The sequence below is a fragment of the Tolypothrix tenuis PCC 7101 genome (assembly GCF_963874875.1).
In the GTDB taxonomy this organism is placed as follows: Bacteria; Cyanobacteriota; Cyanobacteriia; order Cyanobacteriales; family Nostocaceae; genus Aulosira; species Aulosira tenue.
On sequence record NZ_CAWNJS010000001.1, the window covers coordinates 5,336,246 to 5,358,260 of the forward strand.

At 40.8% G+C, this 22,015-nt stretch carries 18 protein-coding genes; 8 read left to right on the top strand and 10 right to left on the bottom strand.

Annotated features, from left to right (window positions below):
- Window positions 1-190 precede the first annotated feature (190 nt).
- A complete protein-coding gene (locus AACU25_RS21090; protein ID WP_096578963.1) occupies window positions 191-2,167 on the top strand; it encodes an MASE1 domain-containing protein in 1,977 nt (658 codons plus the stop codon).
- Between the two features lie 36 nt (window positions 2,168-2,203).
- Here AACU25_RS21090 and AACU25_RS21095 read toward each other — a convergent pair whose 3' ends face one another.
- The 5 genes from AACU25_RS21095 to AACU25_RS21115 all read right to left on the bottom strand — a co-directional run bounded on the left by AACU25_RS21095 (window position 2,204) and on the right by AACU25_RS21115 (window position 11,970).
- Window positions 2,204-3,868, bottom strand: coding sequence for an ATP-binding response regulator (locus tag AACU25_RS21095; RefSeq protein WP_096578965.1), 1,665 nt, complete (start codon window positions 3,866-3,868; stop codon window positions 2,204-2,206).
- Window positions 3,869-4,067: 199 nt separating this feature from the next.
- Window positions 4,068-7,049: a methyl-accepting chemotaxis protein gene (locus AACU25_RS21100; protein WP_096578967.1), complete on the bottom strand. Its 2,982-nt coding sequence runs from the start codon at window positions 7,047-7,049 to the stop codon at window positions 4,068-4,070.
- Window positions 7,050-7,828: 779 nt separating this feature from the next.
- Window positions 7,829-9,307: an ABC transporter substrate-binding protein gene (locus AACU25_RS21105; protein ID WP_096578969.1), complete on the bottom strand. Its 1,479-nt coding sequence runs from the start codon at window positions 9,305-9,307 to the stop codon at window positions 7,829-7,831.
- Window positions 9,308-9,380: 73 nt separating this feature from the next.
- Window positions 9,381-10,751 carry a serine/threonine-protein kinase gene (locus AACU25_RS21110; protein ID WP_096578970.1) on the bottom strand — a complete coding sequence of 457 codons (1,371 nt, stop codon included), beginning with the start codon at window positions 10,749-10,751 and terminating at the stop codon, window positions 9,381-9,383.
- 259 nt (window positions 10,752-11,010) lie between these two features.
- Window positions 11,011-11,970 carry an ROK family protein gene (locus AACU25_RS21115; protein WP_096578972.1) on the bottom strand — a complete coding sequence of 320 codons (960 nt, stop codon included), beginning with the start codon at window positions 11,968-11,970 and terminating at the stop codon, window positions 11,011-11,013.
- A gap of 202 nt (window positions 11,971-12,172) precedes the next feature.
- Here AACU25_RS21115 and AACU25_RS21120 point away from each other — a divergent pair, with 202 nt between their 5' ends.
- Window positions 12,173-12,421 carry a hypothetical protein gene (locus AACU25_RS21120; protein WP_096578974.1) on the top strand — a complete coding sequence of 83 codons (249 nt, stop codon included), beginning with the start codon at window positions 12,173-12,175 and terminating at the stop codon, window positions 12,419-12,421.
- On the opposite strand, the gene AACU25_RS21125 is transcribed toward AACU25_RS21120, so the two are convergent.
- Window positions 12,402-13,169, bottom strand: coding sequence for a Mut7-C RNAse domain-containing protein (locus AACU25_RS21125; RefSeq protein ID WP_096583918.1), 768 nt, complete (start codon window positions 13,167-13,169; stop codon window positions 12,402-12,404). The genes AACU25_RS21120 and AACU25_RS21125 overlap by 20 nt on opposite strands.
- A 286-nt stretch (window positions 13,170-13,455) precedes the next feature.
- Complete coding sequence (gene argJ, locus AACU25_RS21130; RefSeq protein ID WP_096578976.1) at window positions 13,456-14,697, bottom strand: bifunctional ornithine acetyltransferase/N-acetylglutamate synthase; 1,242 nt, start codon at window positions 14,695-14,697, stop codon at window positions 13,456-13,458.
- A 1,229-nt stretch (window positions 14,698-15,926) separates the two neighbouring features.
- Between argJ and AACU25_RS21135 the strand changes: the two genes are divergently transcribed.
- The 3 genes from AACU25_RS21135 to AACU25_RS21145 are packed head-to-tail and all read left to right on the top strand — an operon-like array spanning window position 15,927 to window position 17,292.
- Window positions 15,927-16,565, top strand: a complete 639-nt coding sequence (locus AACU25_RS21135) for a Uma2 family endonuclease (protein ID WP_096578978.1) — start codon at window positions 15,927-15,929, stop codon at window positions 16,563-16,565.
- Window positions 16,566-16,594: 29 nt separating this feature from the next.
- Window positions 16,595-16,876 carry a type II toxin-antitoxin system Phd/YefM family antitoxin gene (locus tag AACU25_RS21140; protein WP_096578980.1) on the top strand — a complete coding sequence of 94 codons (282 nt, stop codon included), beginning with the start codon at window positions 16,595-16,597 and terminating at the stop codon, window positions 16,874-16,876.
- Window positions 16,873-17,292, top strand: a complete 420-nt coding sequence (locus AACU25_RS21145; protein WP_096578982.1) for a PIN domain-containing protein — start codon at window positions 16,873-16,875, stop codon at window positions 17,290-17,292. Before AACU25_RS21140 ends, AACU25_RS21145 begins: the two co-directional genes overlap by 4 nt.
- A 98-nt stretch (window positions 17,293-17,390) precedes the next feature.
- Here the strand turns inward: AACU25_RS21145 and AACU25_RS21150 are convergent, their stop codons facing one another.
- The gene (locus AACU25_RS21150; RefSeq protein WP_096578984.1) at window positions 17,391-18,515 is read right to left on the bottom strand and encodes a site-2 protease family protein; all 1,125 of its coding nucleotides are present in this window, start codon (window positions 18,513-18,515) and stop codon (window positions 17,391-17,393) included.
- Between the two features lie 125 nt (window positions 18,516-18,640).
- Entirely contained in the window at window positions 18,641-19,561 is a 921-nt protein-coding gene (locus AACU25_RS21155) for a phosphodiester glycosidase family protein (RefSeq protein WP_190445723.1), read from the bottom strand.
- Window positions 19,562-19,892: 331 nt separating this feature from the next.
- Between AACU25_RS21155 and AACU25_RS21160 the strand changes: the two genes are divergently transcribed.
- Complete coding sequence (locus AACU25_RS21160) at window positions 19,893-20,396, top strand: 2TM domain-containing protein (RefSeq protein ID WP_096578986.1); 504 nt, start codon at window positions 19,893-19,895, stop codon at window positions 20,394-20,396.
- A 140-nt stretch (window positions 20,397-20,536) separates the two neighbouring features.
- Here the strand turns inward: AACU25_RS21160 and AACU25_RS21165 are convergent, their stop codons facing one another.
- Window positions 20,537-20,860, bottom strand: coding sequence for a TIGR03792 family protein (locus AACU25_RS21165; RefSeq protein WP_096578988.1), 324 nt, complete (start codon window positions 20,858-20,860; stop codon window positions 20,537-20,539).
- A gap of 201 nt (window positions 20,861-21,061) precedes the next feature.
- On the opposite strand from AACU25_RS21165, the gene AACU25_RS21170 reads away from it, so the two are divergent.
- Together AACU25_RS21170 and AACU25_RS21175 are read left to right on the top strand one after the other, a co-directional pair.
- A complete protein-coding gene (locus AACU25_RS21170; protein WP_045872357.1) occupies window positions 21,062-21,385 on the top strand; it encodes a phasin family protein in 324 nt (107 codons plus the stop codon).
- Window positions 21,386-21,463: 78 nt separating this feature from the next.
- Window positions 21,464-21,988, top strand: a complete 525-nt coding sequence (locus tag AACU25_RS21175) for an FKBP-type peptidyl-prolyl cis-trans isomerase (RefSeq protein WP_096578990.1) — start codon at window positions 21,464-21,466, stop codon at window positions 21,986-21,988.
- The last annotated feature ends 27 nt before the right edge of the window (window positions 21,989-22,015 follow it).

A 22,015-nucleotide genomic window follows, 5' to 3' on the forward strand; every position in this document is an offset into this window, starting at 1 on the left:
ACTGGGGACTGGGGACTGGGGAAGAGAGATTTTCATGTTTGGGTGTGAGTTTTTTCTGTGATGGACTAGTGGTGGATCAATCCAAAATCCAAAATCCAAAATTGTTCTTGGCTGCTTGATGTTCCCACCAGAGAGGAAAAGGGAATTCTAGATTTAAGGAAAACGTCTATATCAAGCAGTCCCTAAACGGATGACTCCACAAAAATCTCATATAGTTCCTCATGCACTCAAGCAAATCGGATGCATTATTGTTTTGGCGATCGCCTACTATGGCATGGCGGAAATTTCACGTCATGTAGCTTCTACACCGCAGGATGTGACTCCAGTTTGGCCCCCGGATGGAATTGCTAGTGGGGCTGTTTTGTTGTTTGGTAATTGGATTGGGTACGGTGTGTTGCTGGGTTCATTTTTCGCCAACTTCTGGGCGTTTCGAGATCCTACAAATTTCTCATCTCTGGCGATTTCAACGCTGCCGGTTTTCTTGATTGCGATCGGCACAACATTGGGAACTATGTTGGGTGCTTTTCTACTACGGAAAACTACCAATCTTCGCTATCCCTTAGACCAGATTCGCGACGTTTTCAAATTTTTGATATTAACGGGTATGGTAGGGCCAAGTATTAATGCCACGGTTGGAGTAACTTGCTTGGCGTTGAGTGGTAAAGTTCCTTGGGCAGCGTATGGGACAGTTTGGTTAACCTGGTGGATTTCTAATGTGTCAGGAATTTTGATTGTCACCCCAATGCTGCTGAGTTGGAGTCAATTCATTCAAAAACACCGAGATTCCTTCTGGGAATGGTTAGCTTCCATTTCCACCTCAGAGACGGGACAACGCCAAGTAGCCTCACACCGTTGCAGATTTTGGTTAATTTTAGTAGATCCAGTGATTCTGATGGGTTTGGTAATTCTCATCAGCAAAGTGGCTTTTGGAGAAGGATATCACCTGGAGTATATGTTAATTCCCATGTTGATTTGGTCTGCGTTTCGGCTGGGGCAACCAGGTGCAACGCTACTAACTTTTATTGTGGCTGCGATCGCAGTCCTTGCTACGGTGAATGGCAAAGGTGGTTTTGCAGATCGGGATCTCAACCAATCTTTGATGCAACTGCAATTGTTTATTGGCGTAATTACACTTACCATTCTTGTACTGACAGCAACAATTGCAGAACGCACACAAGCAGAAACAAAGTTGCGTTTAGCTTTTGCTGAATTAGCTAGTACTAATGAAACTTTGGAATTTAGAGTCCGGCAGAGAACTGAAGAATTAAATGTTAAGAATACGGCTCTAAACCAAACCTTAGAAACGCTGAAACAGACTCAATTACAAATGCTTCAGAGTGAAAAAATGTCTGCATTGGGACAGATGGTGGCAGGGGTTGCCCATGAAATCAATAATCCTGTTAGTTTCATTCATGGCAACTTAATTTATCTTTCTGAATATATCCAAAACTTGTGGAAAGCATTGCAAGTTTACCAGCAGCACTATCCTCATCTACCTCAAGCCTTGCAAGCAGAATTAGCTCAATTGGAATTGGACTTTTTACAGGAAGATATAGCCAAAATTCTTCATTCCATGAAAAGCGGTACTGAGCGCATCAGTACTATTGTGTTATCGCTACGGAATTTCTCACGCTTGGATGAAGCAGAATTAAAAGCGGTAGATATTCATCAAGGTATTGATAGTACCTTGGTGCTTTTACAACATCGATTGCAAGCAACAAGCAATCGCCCAGAAATTCAGCTAATTAAAGATTATGGCGACTTACCACTAATTGAATGCGATGCTGGCTCTCTTAATCAAGTATTTATGAGTCTTTTGAGTAATGCTGTTGACGCATTAGAAGAATCTCATCAGGGGGATTCATTCATGGATAATTCCGCTAACCTCAATGTCATCAGAATTCAGACTCTTCAAATGAATACAAATCGAGTGATGATTATAATTGCTGACAATGGTATGGGCATCAACCAAGAGATTTTATCTAAAATATTTGACCCTTTCTTCACTACCAAACCTGTTGGCAAAGGCACTGGCTTGGGCTTATTTATGAGTTATCAAATTGTCACCCAAAAGCATGGCGGTAATCTTTGGTGTGACTCCATACCAGGACAAGGGACAAAGTTTGTAATTGAAATTCCTGTTAAAGCAAGTATTGGTAATTGGTAATTGGTAATTGGTAATTGGTAATTGGTAATTGGTAATTTAATTAACGCTCATCCTTAGTGCTGTTAAAAAATCTTCTTCAACATAAGGTTTTGTAAAGTAGGTAGTCGCGCCTAATTGCATAGCCAACTGACGATGCTGATTAGTGCTGCATGAACTGAGCATAATGACTGGGATTTTGGCTAATTGCGAGTCTTTGAGACGATAGCTGAGAAACTCAAAGCCATTGAGATTAGGCATTTCAATATCACAAATCACCATTTGCACATGAGGATTTTGCTGCAACTGGGCGATCGCTTCTTGTCCATCTTCGGCTTGCAACACTTGGTAACCCTCTCTTTGCAAGGTCAAAGATACTATATGGCGCACGCTATGGGAATCATCTACCACCAGAATTGTTGGTTCTTGGTGAATAATTGCTGTGTCTGCTGGATTTAATAATTTAGTAGTGGAGTAAATCTGTTGACTGTGATTAATTGTCTGCTGCAACAGTGCCGCTACATCAATTACTGGCAGTAAATGATCTTTCCAAATCGTACAACCATAAACGCAACTGGAAAATTCTTGGTCTGTTGGTAAAGGATTGATGATTAACTCTGGTTCTGCAATGAGGTATTGAATTTCTGGTTCTAAAGCCAGAATTTGCTGACCTAAATTTAGTACTAACATTGGTTCTGGTTGACGATTCCCTAAGGGTTTGGAACTACCGTAACTGAGTAGTTCTGATAGTTGATAGTTAGGAATTACTTGTCCGCGCCAATGCAAAAACCGCTGTTGTTGAGAATAGATAATTTGGTCAGCTTCCGCAACTAAAAGTTCTTCCACGCTATCGGAGTTGACTGTAAAAACATTCCCATCCGCTACCCAAACAAATAAATTAGCGGTTTTCAGTTTGTGTGGTAATGCTGGGTTTTGACTGTTTTGGATGACAACCCCACTCGAATTAGCAGTTCCATTAGCCGCTTGGGGATGATTTTTGTTTACAATCGACTCATAAGCTGCACGCCAACCAGCCAAAGCTACCTTCCCAATTGTTGGAGCCGCTTGTGGGGTTGTTTGTAGAGTCGCGATCGCAATTTGGGCGATCGCAATGAATTCCGAGATATTGTAGAATTCGCCAAAGCCCAAAAATAAATTTGCCTGTGGGATCAGTTGCTCTGGTAATTTATCAATGTCAGATTCTGCCAGAATTCTTTCTAGGTTTTCTAAAGCCTGAGCCATCTCTGTTGTTGGCATTAACTGAGATACACTTGCCTCTAGATAAGAAGTTTCTAGCACATCAGGCACTATTTCTACCTTATGGCTTAACCTAGCCTCTAGATAAGCAAAGATTGGTTCTGCTTTGGCTAAAGCGCTGGCTAAATCATCAAATTTTTCTTGAACTTGTGCTATTAGCAGCAAACGCAAACAATCATTAGCTTGCAACAGCAAATTTGTTAACTGGTCGTCAATTACTGCATTTCCCAGCGATATCAACCGAAAAATCTTTTCCAAACGATGAGCTAAGGTATGTATCTCAGTGAAATTTCCCTGGTCTGCTGTAGTTTTAACTAACTTAGCAGCTCGCACCAGACTACGTATCTGGGGATCGCTATAGTTATGTGAAAGCTCTAGCAATCCTTCGTGAATTAGCTGTAGAAGCCCTGATGCTTCTTGCACAAAATTTTGAACAACGTTATTTTGTATACCAAAGTCAAGACCCATAGCTGATGCTGGTGTTTTTAACTATGATGATTTAAACAATTTATACTATTTATTTCAGTAGATGCACTTAATAAAACTTGCAGAAAATAAATTATCCATTTTTCAAAGAGAAGACCATGATTGTATTCTTCCTCCTCTGCTTCCTCTGCTTGCCAAAGCGATTGATTATTTTTTTGGAAGTCCCTAAATCCGATACCTCCTACATTTCTTGTGCAAATAACGTTAGCTGGGCTAAAGAATCTGCCAAGGCTATGGCTTGCTCAGAAGTTTGATTGGCAATACTAGCTACTTCTAAAATAGATTGATTTACAGAGCTAGAAGTTTCAATTTGGACAGCAGCAGCTTGGGAAATTTCTGCCACCAATGTTTGCATTTCGATACCCAGCGCGATCGCCTGCTGGAATTTCTGTTGAGTTTGTGCTATCAATTCACTGCTGCTTTGTGCTTGTTCTGTGCTGGATTGCATAGCTGCGATCGCGTGATCGCTTTCTATGTGAATATCCGCAACCAATGGTTGAATGTCTGTAATCTCTAATTCTAACTGTTGTACTAAGGAAAGTGCTTTTTGAGCGATCGCCGCAAATTTTTGACCTGCATCTCCACTCCGCGATGCTTCCAGTGCTGTATGCATAGCTTGCAGCTTAATCTGAGAGATAATATTACTGATCAGATTTATTTTCTCAGATAGCTGTTGCCAAGGTTCTTCAAGACGGTTAACTCTTTGGGCAGCTTGGAAAATAGTTTGTTGAATAGCATAGATGCTCTCTAAAATTTGGCTCATGGACTGATTTTCGTCCTGTACTGTCTGATTGAGCTGCTGTTCTTGAAGTTCTAGTTGTTGGGTAGAATAGACCATTCTCTGAGTAAAATCACCCAACAATTGAGTTTGATTGTAGATAAATTCAATAGATTGCAACTGCGTCAGCGCCACATTTGTAGAAAGGTTTTGCACAACTGCATTCCCATTTCTCAGCAGTTCGGAAACCTGTAGCTTGAGTTCTTCGTGTTTTTGAGACTGCTCAAAAGATGTCGCGGTGGCAGCTTGGTATGCTTGATCTACTTGGTTCAACAGCCTGGCGTGTTCCAGTGCAAATCCAACTTGCATGGCGACTTGAGCGAACAAATCAATCTCAGATTGTTGCCAATCACGGGGGCCGGAACATTCATGAGCAATTAATAAGCCATATAGCTGACCATCTTTGAGAATCGGTGCGACTAAATTAGCTTTGACGGCAAAAGGTTCGAGTTGGCTCAGGTGACACTCAGTTAAACCAGCTTCATAAACATTGTTGACAGATTGGACTCGACCTGCTTGGTACTTTTCTATATAGCCTTCTGCAAAACAAGGGTCTCTGATAATCGCCCACAAAGCTTTAGGAAAACCGGGAAGTACTGATTCGGCAATTACAGTACCATACCAATCGGGATCAAAACCATAAACTATGACGCGATCGGCACTAATTGCTTTGCGGACTTCTTCCACTGTGGTTTTGAGGACATCCTCTTCGTTGAGGGATTCTTGAATGCGGCGAGTAATATCTACTAGCAAATGAGTTCGTACAGCTTCAGCATCAATTCGCTGGAGTAGCCGCGCATGGTCAAGAGCAAATCCAACTTGCATGGCAATTTGAGTGAACAAATCAATCTCAAATTTGCGCCAATCACGGGGAGCAGAACATTGATGAGCAATTAATAAACCAAATAGCTGGTCATCTTTAAGAATTGGTGCAACTAAATTAGCTTTGACACCAAAGGGTTCGAGTTGTCTCAGGTGACACTCAGTTAAACCAGCTTCATAAATATTGCCGATCGCTTGCACTCGGCCAGCTTGATACTTTTCTATATAGCCTTGGGCAAAGCAAGGGTCTTTGATTTTGGCTCGCAAGGTTTTAGCAAAACTCGGCAGCACTGATTCTGCAATCACAGTGCCATACCAATCGGAATCAAAACCATATACAATGACTCGATCCGCGCTCAGGGCTTTGCGGACTTCTTCCACAGTGGTTTTGAGAACATCCTCTTCATTGAGTGACTCACGAATGCGGCGGGTAATATCTACAAATACCTGAGTTTGATCAGCTTTGCTCTCTACCTGTTCTAGGAGGTTAGTGTAGTTGAGGACAAATCCTAATTGTGTGGCGATTTGAGCAAACAAATCAATTTCTGACTGCTGCCAAAAGCGGGGTTTAGTACATTCATGGGCAATTAATAAGCCAAATAGTTGATTTTTCTGCAAAATTGGTGCCACCAAATTAGCTTTGACAGCAAATCGCTCTAAAAAGTCAAGTTGAGCAGCACTGAAATCGACTTGATAAATGTCATCAATAGCAACGATGTGGCCATTTTGGTATTCTTCTATGTCTTCGCCACCAATGGAGGTAACTGAGACTGTAGTCCGCAAGGTTTTTGGTAAACCGAATCCCACTGATTCTGCAACAAAGGTGCCTTCTCTATGGGGATGAAAGCGAAAGATGGTGACGCGATCGCTATTTAAGGCTGTGCGAACTTCTTCGACGGTGGTTTTGAGAACATCTTCTTCATTGAGACATTCTTGAATGCGCCGGGTGATGTTCATTAACACTTGGACGCGTTCAGCTTCTTGTTCTTGTTTCCACAGCAAATCTGGCAGCTGTTTTTTGATTAAGCTGATATTTTTCTCTAACACCACCAGTTCATCTTTAGAGGCGATCGCACCCCGAATTCCCGCTTGGTCTGGTAGTAGCCGTCGCACAATATTATTAGAAAGGGCCGCCGCATTCAGTAGGGGACGCAAAGCGCGATTAGTCAACAGAACTGCGATCGCACCCACCAACAAAGTTGTTACCCCTGTTCCCATTAACAATAGCGATAACTGGTTTTGTAGCGCCAGTTTAGTTGCTGTTAACTGTTTAATACTTAATGGTTTTGTATAGGAAATCTGCTCGCTAATTTGCTGGCTGCCAATGTAATAAGTTGCAGACCCAACTGCTAGCACGGGCAGCATACTAATAGCACAAGACCAAAATGTTGCCTTGGCTTTCAAACTCCAATCTTTCTGTGCCAAACGCTGAGAACTAGGGATTTGAATTATTGTTGGCCGTTTTGCACTATCTAAATTCGAGTTCGCTACATCTTTTTGATTACCCTCTAAATGATGAATTTTTTGATTACCTACTTGCTTCTTTGGAGAATAATTAGACATAAATACAATCAGATTGGGCGGCGAACTTTATACAACAAAAAACATCTGTTACCAGATTAATTTCATCAACATAGTTGGTAGGGTAATGCACTTGTTGCGATTGCTGCTTCGTCAAAGATAGGTCAAAAAAGCGCAACTTTTCCCTGATGATATGGGAGGCTTTTATCCAGAAGTATAGAGACTGCAAATAAGAGCTGATTTGAGTTTTGTAATTAGATGCCAAATAGCTCTATGACTTTTAATCTATTGGATTTTTACTTTCTGAACTTTCTACCTCTTTTAGACAGTGAGATGCACCAATTTATACTTTTTAGTATTGACTATATTAGTGTTTAATTTACCAGAATTGTATTAAAAAAATTTTTTAATTATTTAAAATACAGCAAGTAGCTTGATAAAGATTTAAAATAAATATTGTTCACCTACTAAAAGATATATATTTATCTATATCTTAACGATGATCAATTCAAAGCTAATCTCAGTTTAACACTGTTATTTCCTAATATTGCTGAGTATAAAAAATGACTTTATATATTGATAGTATTGTAGTGTACGTGAAAGTAATAGGACACCGCCATCTTTGCTGCTAAGTAAGACTATTAAGCGCGATTATTAGCGCTTAAACCGGAAAACAGCATTAAAGACAAACTAAAAACCTCCTCTGTCTGAGAAACTTTCAAGGAATCAATTACTCAATTCTGGCATCGAATATAGTAATCCGATTTCTGCTTCCTCAGCCGCCGCTGTTCACCAAAGCAATTGTTTGATTTGGAAGTCCTTTATTGCACTAGCACGAAATTATAACCAGTGCTAGAAGCGCAAGGCTTACCTGGCTCACAAGGCTCAATCCTGGCTAAAAATACACCACCTTGGCGCTGACCTGATGCAGAAAACTGAATTTTACCTGTGGCTCCCATTGCAGAAAAATTAGGATTTGATAGTACCTTTTGTAAGCCTTGACGAGTACTATTTTCTTTTAAACCAGCAATAATTACTTGCATTGCATCATAGGCTGTAGCAGTTCGCGGACTGACATCTCCACCCCAAAGTTTTAAGGCTCTATCAGCAAAGGAATTACCTTTATCCATACTCCGGTTAGCATCACGATGCCAAGGTACAGGCACTACCATGCCTTTAATATCGCCTTGTCCAAACTTTAAAATTCTTTCACTGTAAAGCTGTTGAGAACCAAAAAGTGTCAGCCTATTTCGATTTGCTCTTGCCACATCTACTGCTACGTTGAGGCTACTTGTACGGGGAATTAATAGTAAAGCTTCTGCACCATCGCTAATAGCTTTGGGAATGACATCATTAGCTCTAAAATTTGCAGCCCCTAAATCGCAATCTGTAGCAGTAACTTTTCCACCTGCTTTGGTGATGAACTCAGTGTATTCTTTAACAATATCTTGATTTAATCTTTCTTGATTTGACCTGTCCTGATTAGATGTGTCTTGGCTAGTTCTAAATGATGTATCGCGACAAATAGCTATATTAGTCCGGCGTTCTTTTTTAACAATATATTCAGCTAAGGCTTGATTGAAAATTTCCCGATTCGGGCTGATATTAAATACATATTTACTATCGCCATAAGCCTGTGCCTGATTTTGACCCATTTGATTTCTGGAACTTCCCGGAGAAACTCTCACCAAACCATTCTTTTTATAGAGTTCTTCGTTCCGACCAAAACCTACTACTGCTACTAAATTAGCATCTTTGACTAATTCATTATCTATTTTATCAAGCTGGTCAAAGCTATTTAAATTAGAAATTTCCAGTTGCAATGGTACCCCATTAATTCCTCCTCCGTTATTAATTTCATCTTGCGCTTGTGCTACACCGCGTAAAGTTTCTTTCGCCTCATTTAAGCTATTACCAATTGGTGCAATTACGCCTACTTTTAATGCTTTAGAGTTAGCAATTTTGGCATTATTCAAATAAATTAATGTCTCTGGATCGTTCCGCATAGTTTGCAGCGATGCTTGGAATTTGATGACAGCAGTGCCAAAATCACCAGATTTGACTGCATTCACCCCAGCTTCTTTATTATCTGTTTTATCGGCGGTTACCAAAAGTTTTTCACCCAAACTCATCCACTCCGGAGTAGGTGCGCGTGAGCTTCCCCTGGGCGTAACCATAGAATTTGGTGTAGATTGAATCTCCGGCGAAAACTTACTGACTAAGCCTAAAATTACCGCTACCAGCACTCCAGCAATTCCCAGAGAGGCTAGCAACCGAATATTCTCTTGTTTAGTTGTCATCAATAATTCCTCAATTAATTAAGTTAAATTTATCTGAAAATTGCTTTTACAATAAGCCAATCTTAAGAAATAATCAGAAATATTTAGACATTAGTTTATTCATTAACTGTGATGTACCCAACAAAATAAATGCCAACAATCCAGCTAAAATAATTAATAAAACCGCTACTATCAAACCATTGATACCTGACCGTAAAGGATTAATAATTTGCCAGCGCTGGAAGATAAACACAATAAATAAATTCGTTAACAGAGCAATTAAAAATAAATAACTCTTTTCAAATAAAGGGCGAGATTGAATAAAAATTAAAAATCCTAAAATTATCAACCATAACCCCGAACTGATCAACGTAGTTCCTAAAAAACTCAGTAAAACAATAGCCAAAAAAGAACTACCTGTACCTACAATCACAGCCCCAGGTAATAGTTCTGATAGCGATATGTGTGAAACACTTTGGTTAGTTTGTTGGGGAATCCGTCCCCGTGATTGAAATAATTGTTCTGGTGAAAAGATGGTATGTGGTACCTTGGGATTTAAACCTGGCTGAACATTTAAATCTAATAATACTGCCTGAGCCGATTGATAACGTTGCTCGTGGTTTTCTGGCATTAACCTATCGAGAATCAGCGCTAATTCCTGACTGATTGGTTGCGACAATTGACTACGCCAATTATTAGTCCAGCTAAAACCTTGCTTCATCCACAATTGGGATGGAGTAATGTTAGTCAGCAGATGAAAACAGGTAATTCCCAAACTATATAAATCGCTAGATGGGTAAGCAGTACCTAACTGCAGTTGTTCTATTGGTGCATAACCCAAAGAACCGATAATTGTTCCTGGTGCTGTGTTTGCTGCTTCCGTTTTTTGCTTGGATACGCCAAAATCAATCAACACTAACTTACCATCATGTTGACGGCGAATAATATTTTCGGCTTTAATATCGCGGTGGATAACTTGTTGTTCGTGGATGGTATTCAGAACAGGTAACAAGTCATTTAATAGTTGACGAATTTTTGTTTCATCAAATACTCCCTGCTGCTTTAACTCCTGCAACAGATTTTGCCCCTCAATCAACTCTTGCACTACATACAGGTAGTCATTTTCTTTAAAGTAGGCTAAAAGTGTGGGGATTTGGTCATGTTTTCCTAACTCTTGTAAGCGTTTAGCTTCTCTCTCAAACAACTCAGTTGCTTTTTTTTGGGCATCGCTACCGCCACCATTGTAAAATTGACCGCGAACTAACTGTTTAACAACACATTTCTCGTTGAGCTTGTCTATATCTTCTGCTAGATAAGTACGTGCAAACCCTCCTCTGCCAATTGGTTGGATAATACGATAACGATTTCTTAGTAGATACACTAATCCTGTTCCACAGCTTAAACAAAAGTGGGAACCATCAGGATTTTGAGGATTTGGGCAATCGGGGTTTAGGCAGCAGATCATATAGCTATCGCTGTCATTTTATTAACAACTAAAATATATCTTAAATTCTCTTGTACTCTGGGACTGACCTCTCTTTTACTAATAATTCTTATAGTTTTGCTGTTAAAGGATTACTATGCCATTTTTGCAATAGACTCAGTTGCACATTTGCCTATTCGACACTTAAACTTTTAGGGTGCGTAATTTATGCAAAAAATCAACTGGATTTCTATATTTATACAGACAAGAATACATCTGTGATTGTTGCGACCAATCTTTTTTAGTTAGCTAATCTTAATTCTGCTAAAGCAACAGCACCCCATAAAGGTGCATCATCAGCTAAAGCAGCAGAAACAATTTCAAAATCAATTTCTGGTAGTGCTGTTTCTCTTGCTACCTGACGTAAAATTTCCCACCATTGAGTACCAGCTTTAGTTACACTCCCACCTAGGATAAATAATTGCGGGTTTACTAAGTTTGCTATATTACCAATACCCGTACCTAAAGCCCAAGCAGATTTGCGTAAAACCTCTACAGCTAAATCATCCCCATCTGCTGCTGCTTGACTGATTAATTGTCCTGTTAATAGCTCTAAATTATCCTCCACCAAACTCCGCAATATCTTCCCTTCCCAGAGTTTCGGTTGTGCTGTTAAAGCTTCCCGCGCATTTTGCGCCATGTAGGGGCCGGAAGCCAAACGTTCCACACATCCACGTTTACCACACAAACATACCGGGCCAGCTGGGTCTACTACAATATGTCCAATTTCACCAGCCATCCCCCCTGTACCGCGCCAAGGCTGGCCATTGAGTATCCAACCACCACCCACACCAGTGCTGACAGTGATGTAAAACAGGCTATCGTAACCTTGACCTGCACCAAAACGATATTCGCCTAAAGCAGCGACATTAGCATCATTATCCACTGCTGCAGGAACGCCAAACTCTTGTTCTAACAACTCTTGGAGGGGAATATTTTCCCAACCAGGAACATGATGAGACAGTCGCACTGTACCTGTGGTAGCGTCTACTGGGCCCCCAAAACTCACACCAATAGCGACAGGTTGAGTATCTTGCAGCAAAGAGTGAATGAGCGATCGCATAATCTCTAAATCAGTGCTAGCATTCGCGATCGCTGGTGATAGGCGACGTTCATAACGCAGCCATTCTCGAGAACCAATATTTACAGTTGCTGCGGCTAACTTAGTTCCGCCAAAGTCGAGAGCTAATATTGATGTCATACAATTTTAGATTTTGGATTTTGGATTTTGGATTGGGGATTTAGCTTGTGCAAATCCATTTATCGCTATCATCTTTTACTTTGATGTCATAATCTTGAATTCTCACTGCTGCACCTCAAAATGTTGAGTTTCCTTCTTAAGAAAGATGTTGGCGACTAAGATAAATTCAACACTAGAGAAAATTATATGATTTAGCGTACTCATGACTTCCGAGCAGTCTCAGCCACGCATCGATTTTTCTCACGCTAAAGAACCTGCTGTCTCGTCCAATCTTGAGCAGGAAAAAAATCAACAGAAATCACAAGAACTGAGGGGAGAAACTAAACAACAACCTCTGGCTGATGATTTAATTCACTCAGAAGATGATATAGAGAATGTGGGAGAACGCCAAATAATTGTTGCCAATATTCCCGGAGGAGCAGCAACGAGTCTCAATGATGCTCATGATTAGATTGCTCAGTTTTTTCGGAATTTAATACTCCATCAATAAACTGTTGCAATCGTTCATAATGGGTTCCTTTCCAATAAATTTGAGCGCAGCTTTGACAGCGATGAAAGTCCTGATTTTGTAATTGCACACTTTCAGGAAGTAGATGCATGATAGTTTCCTTCGCTATCGATTCTAGTAAGCCATTGCAACGCAAACATCTTTGAAAGGGTGATACTGACTTAAACAAATCAAAGCGTTGTAATACTTCTATTATTTGCTGCTGAGGATTTGTGCTTCTAACGTAATAACCATGCGTTACAAGACTACGCATTAATAAACCCTTATCACGGGTCAATAGAATCCGTTCTTGGTTGTGAGAAACCTCAGCTAATTCCTCATCACCATAGTCATTACGATATAAACTATCAAAGCCTAACAGCCTTAAAGATGTGGCTAATTTACCTAAATGAATATCTAAAACAAAACGAATAATACTTAGCGGTTGCGGACGTACAGAAATGCTTTGTGTATTATTCACAGAGATGGGATAGACATTAATAATATCTCCATCCTGAACAATATAAGAAAAATCTACATAATTATTATTTACTTCAATAGCATCAACTTCTGGATGGGGAACACCCAAAGACTCAATCATATCTTTAATTGAGGCTCTTTCCCCAAATTTATGTATGATTTTGACTCGCCTTTTATTGCGTGGTAAAAAATCGTTTAATTCTGCATAAAAGTGGAAATAAGCAATAGACATAATGGGTAATGGGTAATGGGTAATGGGTAATGGTGAATTTTTGGGATTAATTACTTTTGATTTAGGTTTCTCAGCAATAACACATATATTGTGCATATTAAAATTTTATCAATCTCTTTTGGAGTAGGCATCTTGCCTATCCTGGTGATGAAATTTCAACGCTGATTAGCTGAGGTAATTTTGTTACAACACTGCACAACCTTTGATTTCTGGGAAAAATTCGCTTCCCCACAAGAACGAAGTTTAATTACCAATTACCAATTACCAATTACCAATTACCAATTTATCAAGTAGTGTATTCGGCGTTAATTTTCACATAGTCGTAACTCAAGTCACAACCCCAAGCTTTACCAGTACCATAACCATTACCAACGCTCACAGAGATTAATACTGTATCTTCTTTGAGATAAGCACCTGCTGCAGCTTGTTTTAAATAAGCACTCGCTGCTGCACGATCAAATGATAGCGGTTGACCATTTTCTAAGAGTAAGAAATCCCCTAGTTTAATTTGCAAATTTTCTTGCTCAAAGGGTACACCTGCACGTCCAGCAGCTGCGGCGATACGTCCCCAGTTGGGATCGCGTCCAAAAATTGCAGATTTTACTAAGGATGAACCTGCAATGGTTTTAGCGATTTGACGCGCTGAAGTTTCATCATGGGCCCCAGTAACTTGCACTTCCATTAGACAAGTTGCACCTTCACCATCACGGGCGATCGCTTTTGCTAAATGCTGACAAACTGCTGTTAACATTGCTTCTAGTTTTTCCGCCTCTGGCCCAATTTCGATAATGGCTGGGGTGCGGGATTGTCCATTAGCTAAGGCGATTAAGCTGTCATTGGTGCTGGTATCACCATCAACGGTAATGGAATTAAAGCTTCTGTCGGCGGCGCGACTTAACATTTGTTGCCAAAGCGCTGGCGATACAACCGCATCACAGGTGACAAATGCCAGCATAGTTGCCATGTTGGGGTGAATCATCCCCGAACCTTTAGCAATTCCACCAATTCGCACCGGGCGATCGCCTATAGTTGTCTCTAGCGCAATGGATTTAGTTACTAAGTCTGTAGTAATAATTGCTCCCGCCGCCGCATCTGAACCTGTTTCGGAAAGTGCTGCTATCAGTTGCGGAATCCCAGCTTTGAGTTTATCCATCTTGATCCGCTGTCCAATCACCCCAGTGGAAGCTAATAATACCGATTCACTAGGGATATTCAAAGCTTGGGCTACTGTCATCGCTGATTCTAAAGCATCAAACCAGCCTTGAGTACCTGTAGCTGCGTTTGCTTGTCCAGCATTACAGAGAATTGCCCGTGTATTCTGCTTGGCTTGTAAGCGTTGGCGACAATAATCTACGCAAGCGGCTCTAACTTGACTAGTGGTAAACACACCTGCTGCGATCGCTTCCACATCTGACAATATCAAAGCTAAATCAGGTAATCCCGAAGGCTTTAAACCTGCGGTAATTCCTGCTGCTCGATATCCCCTTGGTGCTGTGATACCACCCGTAATCTCGTGCCAGTCTGCCATGATTATTCTCCCACAACTATCTAGTGGCTCGACTGGCGATTATACCAAGTCTTATGTAATTCCAAATTCAAACTTCAAAATTCCATAGGATTGGGGGTTGGGGACTGGGGATTGGGGATTAGGGACTGGGGATTAGGAGATGGGGGGAAATAACAAACACCAATTACCCATTACCCATTACCAAATAACTTTTAAGTACAGACGCGATTAATCGCGTCTCTCCAATTCTTAATAACATCAAAAATTGAAAAAGGAGAGCCACTTGGGCAGCTCTCCAGATCATCAGGGTGCATCTATATACCACATCATAACATATTTTCGCTGAGGGGCAATACCCCTTAATCAGGTTTTTATGAAAATATGGTGAAGTTGGCTTTCAGGTTAACACAAAAAATACAAAAGGCAACTACTTTGGCAAATTTTCCAATTATCAGGGTGCTTTTACTTAGCAGAGGAGTAGATTTTTAACATGAGTAATACCACTTGTTATTTAATGGCTTGATTCAAAATTCTCATGAAGACTCCTCATAATCAGCTACATATCAGCCAGTACAGATGCGATTGCGTCTAATGTTTTGCCTAGCAGAAATTCTCAAAGATGATTCTTGAGTGGTTTTTGCAGCTAAGAGACTACTAATAAAGCTCATCTCACACCTAAAAGTTCGCGGGCAGAGGAAAAGCTACCAATGCCCAATGCCCCATGCCCCATGCCCCAAGTAAAAAAAAAGAGAGCTACTTGGGCAGCTCTCCAGGTCATCAGGGTGCATCTATATAGCATGATTATAGCATCTTTGTGATGATGGGCAAGACCCCCCAATGAAAGTTTTTTGTATAAATTTTTGGCAAATTTTTTGAGGCTGGGTTGGCTCAATCGCAAGAAGCGCTACTTAGATAGCTTTTGAGAGCACCAGCGTATATTGTTAACAGAGTATAACATTTTGGGAGTGAGGGGTATAACCCATCTTTATCATCTCTTGTTATCACATTTTGTAAAGCAACTACCGAACACTAGCGATATCAGAGGGTACAAGCGTGTAGTGCGATCGCCTTAACTCTTCAATGATAATTGACAGCTGACCATAAACCAAAATTTAAACCTGAACCCGAATGCAGAATTGGTAGTATTTAACTGCCGAAGATACAGGACAAGGAAATAATGCAACGACTCCATACTGGCAAGTGGCGTGTCAGTATGGAAGAAATAGCGCAGGAGTTAGTGAAGCAAAAATATGAGCGTCAGCGTCCCTATTCAAGCTATCAAACTTACTCCCGGTAGCCAGATTATGATTTCTAACCTCTCCTGGCAAGACTTTGAGCAAATTCTCACCGATTTAGGAGAAAAGCGCAGTAGTCGCGTCACTTACTACCGAGGAATTTTAGAAATCATGTCCCCACTAGCCTTGCATGAACGTCCCCACCGCATTATTGCCGATATCGTCAAAGCTATTTTGGATATTCAAGAACGAGATTGGGAAGATTTCGGATCAACTACCCTAAAACGTCCAGAAATTGCTGGTATTGAACCAGATACTTGCTTCTACATCCAAAATGCTGACCAAGTGCAAGGCTGTACCAATTTGGATTTAACAGAGTATCCACCGCCAGATTTAGCCATCGAGTCTGATGTTACCTCTACAACTACGCTTGATGCTTACGAAGCGATGGGTATTCCCGAAGTTTGGATTTACCGCAACAAACAGTTAAAAATATATCTTCTTTCTAATGAAGGCTATATGGAAGCTTCCATCAGTCCCATCTTTCCGGATCTACCCTTAACCGAACTAATTCCTCAAATGGTGCAAAAAGCCATTGATCAAGGAACCAGTCAAATGTTGCGCGACTGGAAAAGCCAATTTCGCCAACTATAAATTTTAAGAATAAATAGAGTTAAATATTTATGTCTCAGCAATATTCAATTGAAGAAATTCCGGTTAACTTTAACAGAATTATTGAAGAAGTTGAACAAGGGGAACCGATAAAAATTACACGGCAAGGTCAGCAAGTAGCAGTTATTCTTTCATCTGCAGAATACGAGAAATTGTTGAATAAAAGCCCTCGTTTTTGGGAATCTCTTACAAAATTTCGCCAAGAAATCATAGAAGAAGGCATCGATATTAATCCCGATAAAGTATGGCAGGATGTACGCGATAAATCACCTGGGCGTGAGGTGAATCTTTGAGTCTTTTCTTATTGGATACTAACATCATCTCTGAACCATTGAAGTTGCAACCGAATCCGACGATTATCTCTATGTTGCAAAGGTATCAGGGAGAAGTTACTATTGCCTCAGTTACATGGCATGAATTATTATTCGGTTGCTATCGTCTGCCAGCTTCTAGAAAGCGAGAGAGAATTGAGCAGTATTTGCAAGATATAGTCGAACCAAATATTCCTATTCTTCCCTACAATGTTGCCGCAGCTGAATGGTTTGCCATAGAACGAGCAAGGTTGACATTAATTGGTAAACCTCCAGCTTATGCAGATGGACAAATTGCTGCAATCGCTCAAGTGAATAATCTCACTCTGGTAACAAATAATATTTCAGACTATGCAGATTTTCAAAACTTGAAAATAGAGAACTGGTTTGTTATTTGAAATATGGCAATAAAAGCAAACTTGGTAAAAATTTCCCATAAAAAATTCCCTCAGAAATTCTGAGGGAGGTGCGAGAAGGAGTCTATGTGATGGGAAAACTATGCAGGGTTAAATTGAGATCTGCGTTGCAGGAGTTGGATAATCGCAGCTTTCTCTAAAATTCCCACGAGTACGCCATTTTCTCGAATTACAGGTAGTGCAGAGATTTGTTGTTGTTCGAGTAGCTGAACTACTTCTACTAATGGCTTGTCTGATTGGACGGTGGTAGATTCTGCAATTGGTCGCATGACTTGTTTAACTTGAGTTGCTGACCACTCGGTTGTGGGGATGGTTCGCAAATCATGAGCTGCGATCGCACCTACTAATTGTCCTTCATCGTCGGTCACTAAGAAGCGATGCCATTGTTCGCCACTTAAGATGCGTTCGTCAGCGAATTCTCTGAGAGTTAAGTTAGCAGAAACAATCGGGCTATTCGGGGTGACAACATCTGCAGCAGTTAAGCCTGTGAGTTTTTCTTGGACTCTGGCAAATTGTGCGGCATTACCTGCGTTTTGTAGCAAGAAGAAACCGATTAATAAGTTCCAGATGTTCGCAAAGCTGCCGAAGAATAGTATGGGAAGTAAACCAGAAGCGATCGCAACCCAACCAAATATCTGTCCAACTCGACTGGCAAAGGTTACACCCTTATAAGCATTGCCTGTAATTTTCCAAACTAGGGCTTTCAGTATATTTCCACCATCTAAGGGTAAGCCAGGAATGAGGTTAAATAGAGCTAATGCCAGGTTAACAGCAGCCAACACACCCAGTATTGCTGCTAGTGGCCCAGTGGCTGCTGTGGCGTAACCAATACCTGTGGTTAAACCGCAGATTAATAGACTAACTAACGGCCCTGCGATCGCTACCCAAAAAGCTTCACCTGGGGTTTTCGATTCTTTCTCTAAGCTGGCTAAACCACCAAATATAAACAGCGTGATTGATTTAACATCAATGCCCTGGCGAATAGCTACAAAGCTATGTCCTAATTCATGGGCGACGACAGAGGCAAATAACAACAGCGCTGTCATCAATCCTAGTATTAAAGCTAGTCCCCCGGATAATTGCGGGAATTGCCCCATCAGTCCGCTGCTATAAGTCCAAGTTACTAAACCCAGAACTAAAAACCACGACGGATGGATATAGAAGGGAATCCCGAAGAGATTACCAACGCGTATTGTGCCATTCATGTCGTTCACCTTTGATTTTTGTTTCTAGAGGTTTGCTTTCATTCCTCTTGATGTTTTCAGTGTAACGAAATGTAAACGAACATTAATCTTTCTGTTGGTAGGGGTGTCCGTCTTTATAGGTGCGGTTATTTCGATTTAGCTGTGTTTACAGATGTCGGCAAAGCGTAAAAACCTAAATGATTGCCAACTGGACGTTCCCGCATAGGTAGTTTGGTATGAACAGGCGCATTTAATACCTTTGCACCATCAGCCTTTCCCATAACTAAGGTGACGGAACCGCCACCATCCATATTGATTGCACTATCAGCACCTAAATCTATAGCAGTCTTGGTTAATTCAGTTAGAGTCAATCCTTCACTATATAAAGGTTGTTTACCATCTACAGCAATTAGCCAGAGTTTGTTACCCTTCTGGTTGATTGCTGCTGCTAAACGTGGGTAAGGTTTATTTTCTTGGAGATGAGAAATCACAGGCTTACCCTCAGTAACTAACATTTCTTGCCCTGCAATGGCTTGAAATGTATCTTTTGGGCATTTGCCACTAACAAAGATTTGCGCCAGATTATTTTGGGCAAAGCACAGCACAGCCTTATTTTCTTCTGGGTTGGAATAACGATGTCCATTAGAAATGACTTCTCCTAAAGGATAGGAAGGATCACCACTATGGGGATAGTAGTCCCAAGGAGATTTTTCATAAAAATTATGGAAATAGCTTCCATTTACCGCCAATTGCAACTTAAATTCATTCAGAAATTCTGAGGTAGTTCTGGCGTTAGTTTTTTTACCTTTCTCAGGTAAGCCTGGAGTTACCAAAGGTTTGACTCCCGGCGCAGTCAAGTCAATAGTGACGATATGAAGCATCACTGGACGCGTCTGGGACACAGCGCGACGTTGATACACAATCCCCTGAAACAATACTTGCTGGCGATCGCTTCGGGAGGGACGTAAAATACACAACCATCCATAGAACAGTGCGGGTGCTAAAAGCAAGCTAGAAAAACCTGCCAGCAAAAATCTTCTGATGTAAACTTTGTAGCGATGATGCATAGCTCGATTAAGTAACAGCAGTTAATCTTGTGTTTATGCACCCCCAATATCAACATTGCAGTCTATGTAATCCTGACGAAGAAATCTACTAACTAAAGTTATAGTGTTAGCCTAACGTACTGTCTGATATGTTGTGGTGCGTCAGAAAACTCTCTGCTTTCGTTCCCAAGATAAAACCGCACCGAGCGATTTTTTAGAAATTCTTACCTACGAGACTATCTAGATTTGTTAGTTTAGACATAATGAAATTAGTGCGAATGGTGCTGACGTAGTTGAGCGGCTTCTGTCACGCGGTAAATCGTTATTAAAATTAATACTCAGAGAAAGAATTATGACGGCATTTGAACCAAAAAGCATCCGTTCTTATAGCCAAGAAGAGGTACAGCAGATTCTCCAGTTGGCGATCGCAAGTCATGCTGAAAATATAGATAGAGAATTTTCCTATCAGGAGTTAATAGAAATCGCCGCTGAGTTAGAAATTTCTCCCGATACATTACAACTAGCAGAACGAGACTGGCAAACGCAACAGAGCGAAGTGCAACGTCGGCAAGTTTTTAACCTTTACCGCCGAGGTAGATTTAAAAAACGTTTAGGCAATTATGCGATCGTTAATACTTTTTTTATCCTAGTTGATTTAATTAGCGGTGGTGGTGTCTCTTGGGCGCTGTATATTTTGCTATTCTGTAGTTTCTTGGTGGGGCTTGATATTTGGAATACATTCCAAACTCAAGGTGAAGACTACGAAAAAGCTTTCCAACGCTGGAATCGCAAACACCAAATTAAACAAACTATCAATTCAGTTTTGAATAGGTGCTTTAAAGCATTGCAGACTTAAGTAGCATGGCGAAATTAAAGATAACTGCTAAGGACTGTCATTTGTCAGGGTTTCTGATGGCTAATGACTTACTTGGATATCATTAAATACTTGTGGGTGAAGAACACAAGGATAAAAGGCAAAATAAGAACCTTTAACCCTTACCCCTTAACCTTTTCCCCCACCCATTGTTGATACTCTGCTGACTCCACCAGTTCATAAGTATCTCCCAAGGCTGCGGCAAACTTTTGTTCAATAGCCGCCAATTCTTCTAGGGGTATAGCTTGCCATTGCTCTTTTGTTGCCCAACGAACCACAAATATAATTTCTGTAGGGTCTTGGGGATTCAGCCAAACTTCTTTACCCAGGAACCCTGGATATTGAGCCAGGGCTGTTGTCCAGATTTCCGCATCCTTCTGGATAAAAATTTCCTGTATCAGGGAAGTAATTTTAAACTTAAGGAATTCTATAACTACGCCCTGCATTCCTTGTATTTGCCAATTTGCCAAAATAGAGTTGTAGGCTAGAGTAACTACGCTTTTAGCATAGCTGATTTGCGTAGAAGTTAGAGCAAGGGCTGGCTGTCTTAAAATTAGGGGCTAGGGACTAGAGAAGAGTGATTATCATGTTTGGTTGTGGGATTTTCCCGCAATTAGCTAGTTTTAAATAATTAAGAGGAAGGGAGTATGGATAACAACAATTGGATGCAGCAGTTAGTAATGCTTGGTATTGGCACAACATCTTTAGTAGCTGACAAACTGCGACAAGTCAGCGATGAATTAGTCAAAGATGGCAAGCTCAATCCTGAACAAGCAAAAGCTGTAATGGATGACATTGTACAGCAGTTGCGATCGGAGCAAGGCACTTGGGAAACTCAGATGCAACGGCAAATGCGTAATATGATGCAAGATTTAGGAGTAGCTCGTCAGTCAGAGGTAGACGAACTCCGGGGTAGAATTGACCGTTTAGAACGTCAAGTGCGGGATTTAGAAAATAAGCTTTGGCGTTAGAACATCACTTTGTGCTTTAAACTAATTTGTGTCCTATTGGTCATTTTTTCCAAACTACCTAAGTAGGGAGGGTTAATTTTGAAAGCAATTATACTCAGCGTTGGATTAATGCTGGCGTGTGTTGTGGTTTTAGTATTAGCGCAAATTGGTGGCAGTAAACAAGACTCTGCCATTGCTGCTAATCTCAGCCAACCAACACCAGCAGCCATAGCTGTCCCCGAAAACAATACCTTGATTGCGAGCAATACTATGTCTGATGCCAATGCTGTCACTACCCCTTCTGGATTGAAGTACATTGAAGTAAAAGAGGGGACTGGTGCAACTCCTCAAACCGGACAAAAGGTTGTAGTTCACTACACCGGCACTCTAGAAGATGGTACAAAGTTTGATAGTTCACGCGATCGCAATCGTCCTTTCGATTTTAATATCGGACGCGGACAAGTGATCAAAGGCTGGGACGAAGGGCTAAGTACAATGAAAGTCGGCGGTCGTCGTAAGTTAATTATCCCACCAGAATTAGGCTATGGCGCTCGTGGTGCTGGTGGCGTGATTCCACCCAACGCTACCCTAATTTTTGATGTGGAATTACTAGATGTGAAATAGAGGCTAGGGACTGGGGACTGGGGACTA